This is a genomic window from Pseudoalteromonas sp. NZS127 (genome assembly GCF_015864805.1).
GTDB classification, from domain to species: domain Bacteria; phylum Pseudomonadota; class Gammaproteobacteria; order Enterobacterales; family Alteromonadaceae; genus Pseudoalteromonas; species Pseudoalteromonas nigrifaciens.
In genome coordinates, this window is record NZ_JADYWN010000058.1 from 1 (window position 1) to 1,039 (window position 1,039).

Below are 1,039 nucleotides of genomic sequence, written 5' to 3' on the forward strand. Positions count from 1 at the left end.
TGTACAACTGGTGATGGTGGACAAACAAATCCATCAGCGATTCTTCTTGAGAAACTGATGGTTTCATTTTATATGTAACTTTACGGATTGCTTTTTTCATAACAACTAATTATATTTAGTTGTTATGAAAAAACAAGCCCTAAATACGCTGTATCACAGCGTTTATAATATTCACTATTATTTAGTCCTTGTAACTAAATATCGTCGTCGCTGTATCACGCCAGAGGTTGCCGCGTACTTAGAATCTCAGTACAAAAGGTTGTTAAAATCTTGGGATTGTGAGCTTTTGGAGTGCAATGGTGAGCCAGATCACCTTCACCTTTTAATTTCTGCTAATCCCAAGATGCAACCAAGTAAAATGGTGAACAGTTTAAAAACTGCTACATCAAGACTTGTGCGAAAGGAGTTTTCCGAACACTTGGGTGAGTTTTACTGGAAGCCAGTTTTTTACAGCAGAAGTTATTGTCTGGTTAGTTGCGGAGGTGTGCCACTTGAAATCGTGAAGCAATATTTAGCTCAACAGGAAGGATTTGATTAAAGCCACCACTTCGTGGTGGTGCGCCTTTCACCACCACCTAAATTAACTCGCTTTGGCTCATTAGATTTAGATGGAGCACTTGGCGCTATTGGGTAGATTAGTTAACCGATGATCTAAATACGGTTATCACCGTTATATAACGATTTCTGTCCCGTTCTGAAATAGGTGATAGTTTTAATGAAAGGCTTGGGGCGAAAGTTCCAAGTCTTTTTTATGCACATGATTTGGTGTTTTGTAAACGTTTAACTGACGAAATAAAGGGGCAAATCGCTGGCAAAAAACCAAACAACGCATCAACAGATTACACGGCAAAATCTCACGGCAAAGGCTCGACTTTGCACACCAAATCTCACGACAGATAACCAATGAAAATGACATTTTAGTGTTTGAAGATTTAAACGTACACCCATACACTTTAAATTAAAATAATTACCTGTACACTTTACAAGGTGAGAATGTCAATTATAATGATAGGTAGTTATTAATTTGTCTAAGTAAGCG

The 1,039-nt window shown here is 37.8% G+C and carries 1 protein-coding gene and 1 pseudogene; both read left to right on the forward strand.

Annotated features, from left to right (window positions below; genetic code table 11):
* Positions 1-124: 124 nt before the first annotated feature.
* On the forward strand, positions 125-538 hold the full coding sequence (gene tnpA, locus I6E78_RS18380) for an IS200/IS605 family transposase (protein WP_197183113.1): 414 nt from the start codon (positions 125-127) through the stop codon (positions 536-538).
* A gap of 268 nt (positions 539-806) precedes the next feature.
* Positions 807-962, forward strand: a pseudogene (locus tag I6E78_RS18780) (transposase); the annotation flags it as partial.
* Positions 963-1,039 lie beyond the last annotated feature (77 nt).